Here is a 6190-nt window from a genome sequence, read left to right as displayed (position 1 = left end):
CCGCCTCGCTCTCCGGAGTCGTCGCCGCCGACCGCTCCGCCGCCCTCTTCACCTTCGCCCAGCTCCGCACGACGAGCTGCTCCGGATCGAGGACGGGGGCCTGGAGCCCGACGGTGCCCAGCACGCGGCCGCGGAGCGCGGTCCCGCGCTCGGCCCAGCCGAGCGGCGACTGCCCGGGGCCGCCGAGCGGCGACGTGACCGGGGCGAGCGCCACGGAGTAGGTGCGCTCCGGGTCCAGGCCCGGGAGCGTGATCCGGCCGGGCGGGTAGGTCTCGCCGGTGCGGAGCTGGGCGAAGGTGAAGAGGGCGGCGGAGCGGTCGGCGGCGACGACTCCGGAGAGCGAGGCGGCGTCGTCGGCGAGGTCGGCGCGCACGACCGTCCCGGTGTGCAGCAGCGCCCGGTGCTCGCGGTGGAAGGCGACCCAGGCGGTCAGCTCCTCCTCGACGGCGGGGGCGAGATCCGAGACGTCCCACTCGATGCCGAGGTGGCCGGGCAGCGCGGTGCCGGCGCGGAAGGCGAGCGAGTGGGTGCGCTGCGTCGAGTGCGACCGCGGCCCTCCGATGTGCTGCCCCATCAGCTCGGGCGGCACCACCAGCTGGGTGAAGGGCTGGATGGTCTGCCGCTCGAGCGGGTCGATGCAGTCGCTCGTCCAGATGCGGTCGGTGCGGGCGAGGATCCCGAGGTCGACGCGGGCGCCCCCGGAGGCGCACGACTCGATCTCGACGCCGGGATGCCGGGACCGCAGCTCGTCGAGCAGGCGGTAGAGCGCGAGGACGTTCTCGTGGACGGCGGAGCGGCCGGTGGCGGGCGAGACCGCCTCGATGACGTCGCGGTTGTGGTCCCACTTGAGGTACGCGATCGGGTACTCGATCAGCAGCGCGTCGAGGGCGTCGAGCACGTGCTCGAACGCGCCGCGCTGCGAGAGGTCGAGGACCTGCTGCTGCCGCCCCGAGGCCGGGAGGTGGCCGGCCGGGCCGAGGATCCACTCCGGGTGCGCGCGGGCCAGGTCGGAGTCGGGGCTGATCATCTCGGGCTCCACCCAGAGGCCGAACTGCATGCCCAGGCCGGTGACGACGTCCGTCAGCGGAGTGAGGCCCTCCGGCCAGACCGAAGGGTCGACGGTCCAGTCGCCGAGCGCCGCGGTGTCGTCGCGGCGGCCGAGGAACCAGCCGTCGTCGAGCACGAAGCGCTCGACCCCGATCCGCGCGGCCCGCTCGGCGAGGGCGGTGAGGCGAGCGAGCTCGTGGTCGAAGTAGACGGCCTCCCAGGTGTTGAGGGTGACGGGCCGCGGAGCGACGGGGTGCTGCGGGCGGGCGCGGAGCGACGCGTGGAACCGGGCCTGCAGAGCGCTGAGCCCGTCCCCCCAGGAGCCGTAGGCGACCGGCGTCTCGTAGCTCTCGCCCTGCGCGAGCTCGATCTCGGCGGGCCGCAGCAGCTCGCCGGCCGCGAGGAGCGAGACGCCCTCGACGGTGCGCTCGGCGCGGAGCGAGCTGTCGCCGCTCCAGCCGAGGTGGACGCCGTGCACGAGCCCGCGCTCCCAGCCGAAGCCGGGCGTGCCCGCGGCGAGGAGGAGGGTCGCGTCGGCGCCGGGGCGTCCGCGGCGGGTGCGGCGGGTGTGCTCGCCGATGGTCAGCGGGCGGCGCTGCGGGTGGCGCTCGCGGAGGTGGTGCCCGGTGGTGTCGAGGATCTCGCGCGCGGTCGCGGGGAGCGGGAAGCCGAGCTCGAAGCGCTCGAGGCGGAACGGGCGGGCGTCGAGGTTCTCGACCCGGGCGCGCTGGGTGAGCAGGCCGGCCGCGTCGACCTCGAGGTCCACGGTCAGGCGCACGCCCGCGCCGGTGGCGACGGTCCGGAGGGCGGAGGCGAGCGCCTCGATGCTCTCGACCTCGAACCGCTCCGACGCGGCCGCGCGCTCGTGGGTGCCCTCGAAGGTGGGGGCGTGCTGCCAGCCGTCGGCCTCGACGGCGACGAGCCCGAACGGCGCGAAGGCGTCGAGCCCGCCCGAGACGCGCTGGGGGAGGGCGGCGTCTGCCAGGGCGGATAGTTCGGCGGCGGAAAGATCTCCGAGCGCGGCGCCCCAGTGCACGATAGTGGGGAAGGTGACGAGGCGGGCGTCGACGACGACGCTGGTGCCCCCGTCCTGCAAGTGGAAGAGGCGCGATTCCCGGCCGGAGAGGGTCACGGAGTCGTTCGTGGGGGCGATGCTGCGGTGCATGGCTTATTTCTAGAGCAGAAGTAATAGGGGTGTCAAGAGCGGCGCGAGTGGCCGGATCTGTTCCTGGGGCGGCGCGCTACCGGTAGCTTTCTACCAGGCCGGAAAGAAGGAGCCCCGTGACCGACACCATCGTCGCCGAGGACGCCTCCGGGAGCTCCTCCGAGCTCCTGGCGCGCGAGGTCCTGATCCACGGTCCCGTCTCGCGGGCCGAGCTCGGCCGCCGCCTCGGCCTCTCGCCCGCCAGCCTGACCCGGCTCGCGCGCCCGTTCCTCGACGGCGGCCTGGTCGTCGAGGGCCCCGAGCAGAGCACCGGAGTCGGCCGCCCCGCCCGACCGCTCGACATCCGCGCCGACGCGCTGAGCTTCGCGGGCGTGAAGATCACCGGCACCGAGGTCCTCGCCGTCCGCACCGACCTGCGCGCGCGGACCGAGCGGGAGCTGGTCCGCCCGCTGCCGGGCACGGAGCCCGCCGACGTGATCGCCGCGATCGTCTCGGTCGTCGACGAGCTCGGCGGCCCCTCCGCCTTCGCAGGCCTGGGCGTGACGCTCGGCGGGAGCATCGCCGCCGACGGCCGGGTGAGCCGCGCGCCGTTCCTCGGCTGGCGCGACGTCGACCTCGCCGCTCCGCTCTCGGCCGCCCTCGGGCTGCCGGTCGCCCTCGAGAACGACGTGGTCGCGCTCACGGGAGCCGAGCACTGGTTCGGGCGCGGCCGCGGCATCCCGCACTTCGCGGTGCTCACGGTCGGCGCGGGCGTCGGCTACGGACTGGTGGTGCACGACCGGGTGGTCGCGCCCCCGGAGGCGGGGCTCGGCCTGGGCGGCCACTACCCGCTGGATCCCACCGGGCCCGTCTGCGAGGCCGGCCACCGCGGCTGCTCGACCGCGATGCTCAGCCTGCCCTCGCTCCTCCGCCAGCTCTTCGTCGCCACCGGCCGCGAGCTGACCCTGGCCGAGGGCTTCGCCGCCGCTCGCGCGGGCGACCCCGGTGCCGAGCGCATCCTCGCCGACTCCGCCCGCGCGCTCGGGACGATGATCGCCGCGATCGGCAACCTCTCGATGTCCGGCACGGTGATCCTGGCCGGGGAGGGCGTCGCCCTCTACACGGAGCAGGCCGCGGTGGTGGACGCCGCGATCGCGGCCACGCGCGACCCGGACGCTCCGCCCCTGGCGCTGCTCGTCGACGACGGCGGGCTGGTGGAGTGGGCGCGCGGCGCGGCGGCCGTCGCGATCCAGCGGCTGCTGCCGCGGATCGCGCTCGGGACGCTGGGGTAGCGGGGCTCTGCGGCGCGCGGGCGCTCGGGGTGCCGGGTCTCGGCGCCCAGTGTGCCGTCGGCACGCTCGCCCGGCGGGTCTCAGCGCCGCGCGGAGACTCGGGATGTCGGCTCGGCGGGTGTCCGCTCCGGGCGGGTGCTGGGACGCCGGCCTCGCGGGCTAGGCGCCGAGCGCCGAGCCGGGCAGGTCGCGCTGCAGGCCGTCGACGATCCGGCCGAACGCCGCGATCGCCTGGTCGTCGCCCAGACGGCCGGAGTCGACTCCTCCGGCGATGCGCAGGACCTCGGCCCGGCGCTCCGCCCGCTCCACCGCGTCGAGCCCGGAGGCCCCGATCGCTGCGGATGCGCGCACTCGCGCGACGATCGTGCCGACGTGCCATCTGCCGCGTGCCATCTGTCTCCTCCTGAAGTCCCCGCCTCTCTTCGGAGCGGACGCACACCCGAATGGGTGCGCGTCCGCCGTCCTCACCCCTGTCGCTCCGGCGATGCGTCACGAACGGTCGTCATCCGGCCGCCGTGGCGACCGTTCGTGACGCATCGATCGAGCTGGGGAGGCGAAGCGCCCGCTCGCGGAGAGGGGTCCGGGGCGCCAGACTGACGGCGAGCGGAGGGAGGCACGATGCGACGCCTCCGCGCCCTCGCCGCCGCGCTGCTCCTCCTGCCCGCCCTCGCGGCCTGCGCGCCGGCAGGCGCGACAGGCGCCCCGAGCGGCACCGCTGCGGCCACCGCGGCTGCGACCACCGCGGCTGCGACCACCGCGGCTGCGACCACCGCCACCCCGGCTCAGGCCGCCCCCGACCCGGCCCGCTCCTCCGCCCCGTCCGCCCCGGCTCCTGGGGTCACCGTCTCCGTCCAGCAGAACCGCTCCGACATCGCCGGCGGCACCATGGCCTTCGAGGTCCACAACGGCAGCGGCGCCCCGATCGAGGTCACCGCGGCCCGCCTCGTGGACCCGCGCCTCGCCGTCCCGCTCACCTGGACCGGCGGCACGGGCGTCCCCGACGGGACCTCGCGAGACCTCCGCGTCGACGTGCCCGAGCCCGCCTGCCCGGCCGCGGAGGCGCCCGCTGCGCTCGAGGTCGTCCTCGCCATCGACGGCCACGGCGAGCACGCGTACCCCGCCGACGACCCGTTCTCGTTCGTCGACGCTCTCGCCCGGTCCGGCTGCTTCGCCCGCACCGTCGACGCCGACCTCGCCCTGCGGATCGACACGTCCGGAGGCGCCGCGCACGAGCCGGCGCGCCTCACGATCACCGCCGACGTCCGCGGCGCCCCGATCGTGCTCCGCAGCGTCGACGCCACGATCCTCCTGCAGCCGCCCGACGCCGCCGACGCCTGGACCCTCGACCGCTCCGTGCCCGCCGGAACCCTCGACTCCGTGGTCCTGGACGCCGTCCCCACCCGCTGCGACACCCACGCGCTCGCCGAGGACAAGGTCGGCACGCGCCTGCCGGTCACCGTCGAGACCGCGGGCCGGCAGGGCACCGTCGTCGTCGCCGCGACCCCCGAGCAGAAGGGCGAGCTCTACGCGTTCATCACCGCGTACTGCGCGTCCTGAGCAGGGAGGCGGGGGTCCGGGGGTGCGGATGTCCCCGCAGACGCGCCTCGCCGTGCACCTCGGCCGTCACTCGCCACCGCTCGCCCGCATCGGCAGGTTGCGCCGTCGGCCGCGCCGAGTCCCGCCCGTCGTGGGACGAGCCCGGCCTACCCCGCCCGGCGGCTCGGCTCAGCCCGGCCCGCTCGACTCAGCTCAGCCCGGTTCAGCCAGCGCCCCGCTCCGCTGTGCGCGCCCCAGCCGCGCCTGCCCGCTTCACGCCGGCGCCGTGCTCAGCGCCTGCAGCCCCGTCACCCGCAGCAGGTCGAGCCGCGCCTCGTCCTCGCTGCCCGGCGCCACCGTGTAGACGACGATCCGCAGGTCGGTGCCCGGAGCCGTGAGCACGTCGCAGTCGATCGTGATCGGTCCGACGGGCGTCCGCGTCACCGTCTTCCGGCTCGCGCGGTGCTCGGCGATGCGCGCCTCCGCCCAGCGCCGCTCGAACTCGGGCGACTCCTCGCGCAGCCGGGCGACGAGGGCGGCGAGCGCCGGATCGCGCGGGTAGCGCCCGGTCGCCGCGCGCAGGTCGGCCGCGAGGTCGCTCGCGAAGTCCTCCTCGTGCTGCGCGTCGAACTCGGTGCCGGCGTGGCCGGAGGTGAAGTGCCGCCAGACGAGGTTCCGCTCCAGCCCGGTGTACACCGAGGGGTCGCCGTTGAGGGCGGCCCAGAGCGGGTTCCACAGCAGGATGTCGTGGGCCGCCGTGAACACCGCGAGCGGCACGTCGCCCAGGCGGTCGACGATCCGCAGCACGCCCGGGCTCACGTGCTGCGGCACGACGCCCGGCGAGGGGACGGCGGCACCGGCGACCCGGTAGAGGTGGTCGCGCTCGCTGTCCGTGAGCCGGAGCGCGACCGCGAGCGAGCGGAGCATCGACGGCGACGGGTTCGGCGCGCGTCCCTGCTCGAGCCGCACCAGGTAGTCGACGCTCACTCCCGAGAGCGCCGCCAGCTCCTCGCGGCGCAGGCCCGTGGCGCGGCGGCCCGAGCCCGCGGGCAGGCCGACGTCGGCGGGACGGATGCGGTCGCGCCACGAGCGCAGCACCGTGGCGAACTCCTCCATGCCGCCCATCCTCCTCCGCCCGCCGTCGCCGAGCCAGGTACTGACGGTCCCCCCC

At 76.0% G+C, this 6190-nt stretch carries 5 protein-coding genes; 2 read left to right on the top strand and 3 right to left on the bottom strand.

Annotated features, from left to right (window positions below; all coding sequences use genetic code 11):
- A partial coding sequence (locus tag C5C46_RS16345; protein WP_104227468.1) for an alpha-galactosidase occupies positions 1–2212 on the bottom strand: 2212 nt, incomplete at its 3' end.
- 116 nt (positions 2213–2328) lie between these two features.
- On the opposite strand from C5C46_RS16345, the gene C5C46_RS16340 reads away from it, so the two are divergent.
- On the top strand, positions 2329–3483 hold the full coding sequence (locus C5C46_RS16340; protein ID WP_104227467.1) for an ROK family transcriptional regulator: 1155 nt from the start codon (positions 2329–2331) through the stop codon (positions 3481–3483).
- A 159-nt stretch (positions 3484–3642) separates the two neighbouring features.
- Here C5C46_RS16340 and C5C46_RS16335 read toward each other — a convergent pair whose 3' ends face one another.
- A complete protein-coding gene (locus tag C5C46_RS16335; protein WP_104227466.1) occupies positions 3643–3876 on the bottom strand; it encodes a hypothetical protein in 234 nt (77 codons plus the stop codon).
- A 225-nt stretch (positions 3877–4101) separates the two neighbouring features.
- On the opposite strand from C5C46_RS16335, the gene C5C46_RS16330 reads away from it, so the two are divergent.
- On the top strand, positions 4102–5040 hold the full coding sequence (locus tag C5C46_RS16330; RefSeq protein ID WP_104227465.1) for a hypothetical protein: 939 nt from the start codon (positions 4102–4104) through the stop codon (positions 5038–5040).
- Between the two features lie 252 nt (positions 5041–5292).
- On the opposite strand, the gene C5C46_RS16325 is transcribed toward C5C46_RS16330, so the two are convergent.
- On the bottom strand, positions 5293–6190 hold an 898-nt coding region (locus C5C46_RS16325), incomplete at its 5' end, for a helix-turn-helix transcriptional regulator (RefSeq protein WP_308471133.1).

This window comes from Rathayibacter sp. AY1E6, assembly GCF_002931115.1.
Taxonomy (GTDB): Bacteria; Actinomycetota; Actinomycetes; order Actinomycetales; family Microbacteriaceae; genus Rathayibacter.
The sequence above is the reverse complement of the archived record's forward strand: the minus strand, read 5'-3'. Positions and strand labels throughout refer to the sequence as shown.

Coding starts and splice junctions, on each gene's coding strand:
- C5C46_RS16335 (WP_104227466.1), bottom strand. CDS start 3,876: ATGGCACGCGGCAGATGGCACGTCGGCACGATCGTCGCGCGAGTGCGC.
- C5C46_RS16330 (WP_104227465.1), top strand. CDS start 4,102: ATGCGACGCCTCCGCGCCCTCGCCGCCGCGCTGCTCCTCCTGCCCGCC.